Genomic DNA, 1307 nt, shown 5'->3' on the forward strand with positions numbered 1-1307 from the left:
GAGGGGACGCCCTAAGATTATAGGGCAGTTAAGAGAGCCAAATGGTCGTATATCACGAGCAAAATCACCACGTGAAGCCGTTGATACATTAGCACTGGAAACCCGTGCAAAGCGCTTTGGTTTAACGCTACAAGAGGCAAGAAATCCACTTTCTGGTACCTATATAGGGCGGCTTTATTTGCAAGGCGTGCTTACACAAGATCAATACGACGCCGCTCAAAAATATCTACAGATAAGAAACAACTACCTTTGTGCAAAAGGCTTGCCAAGCGCTGTTTATGATGATGTGTCTACAAATACAGACCCAAATAGTCTTGAACAATGGGTTGAAAAGGCAACTCATCACTATCAAGCCGTGCAAGATGCAATAAAAGAAGCACAATGCCTTTATAGGCAGTATAATCTTTACGCCGCCATACAGTATCTTGTTATAGAGGATCAAATGCTACCACATCTTGTGAGTTCATTACGTGTCGCTCTTAATGCACTTCAAAAGTACTTTTCATAAGTGTGCAATTATTCACTAAAAAAACGAATAAGTATCTTATTTACTGTTTTAATTTCACGATCTAGCCTTTCAACTTCTTCTTTTTTTATAGCAATAGTCTTTCGAACATCAGTAATGAGATTGAGAAGTTGTGATACCTCTTCGTGCTGTTTATCTCGTTTTGCTCTAGCTAAATCCTGCATTTGCTCTATTTCGGATTGCATATAGTCTATCACGTCATGCGATGTAATATTTCGGTTCATGATTAGTGTATGCCATTGGTGTATTACAGTCTTTATGTATTTCTCTTGTAGTGGCTTTGCTTTATTGTTCATCCACGTAGAGTCGTAATATCTTTGTCGCCACCAAAGGTAAGTTTGATACAGGTAATCATTGCGTGCTTTCTCTAGTCTTATTATTTCTTTTGAACAGCAGAATTCATCTAAATCATCATCAGCGTATCCGTTTGAAGGGAATATGAATATAAGATATGTTGTAAAAAGTGCGATAATTAATATGCTTTTTCTGAATAGAGATGTTTTTATAAACATTGTTTTATACCTTAATTAATATTTTTATACTGATTCCCTTTGAATCTATCAATATGTGTTATTTTGTTGTTGACAATGTGTTGCAAATCGTATTTAATGACAGATACGGCACTGGACGTATTGTATCTAAACGAGGGGCAGTGCAGTAAGGAAACCCCCGCAAATGCGGGGTTTTTTATTATCGGGAGGGCGTATTTTATGACATCAGAAAATACAGAACAAGCTCCACCAGTCAAACAAAAATGGATACCACCGAGAGCAGGAATAGG

At 37.5% G+C, this 1307-nt stretch carries 3 protein-coding genes; 1 reads left to right on the forward strand and 2 read right to left on the reverse strand.

Annotation, left to right across the window (positions count from 1 at the left end; translation table 11 throughout):
• Positions 1-508, forward strand: a 508-nt coding sequence (locus NPX99_RS08660; protein ID WP_269031421.1) for a hypothetical protein, incomplete at its 5' end; no start/stop codon positions are given.
• Positions 509-516: 8 nt separating this feature from the next.
• Here NPX99_RS08660 and NPX99_RS08665 read toward each other — a convergent pair.
• Positions 517-750, reverse strand: a complete 234-nt coding sequence (locus NPX99_RS08665) for a hypothetical protein (protein WP_269031422.1) — start codon at positions 748-750, stop codon at positions 517-519.
• Between the two features lie 299 nt (positions 751-1049).
• Positions 1050-1307: hypothetical protein (locus NPX99_RS08670; RefSeq protein ID WP_269031424.1), on the reverse strand; the 258-nt coding region annotated here is incomplete at its 5' end.

Source organism: Bartonella sp. 220B (genome assembly GCF_026930205.1).
Classification (GTDB): domain Bacteria; phylum Pseudomonadota; class Alphaproteobacteria; order Rhizobiales; family Rhizobiaceae; genus Bartonella.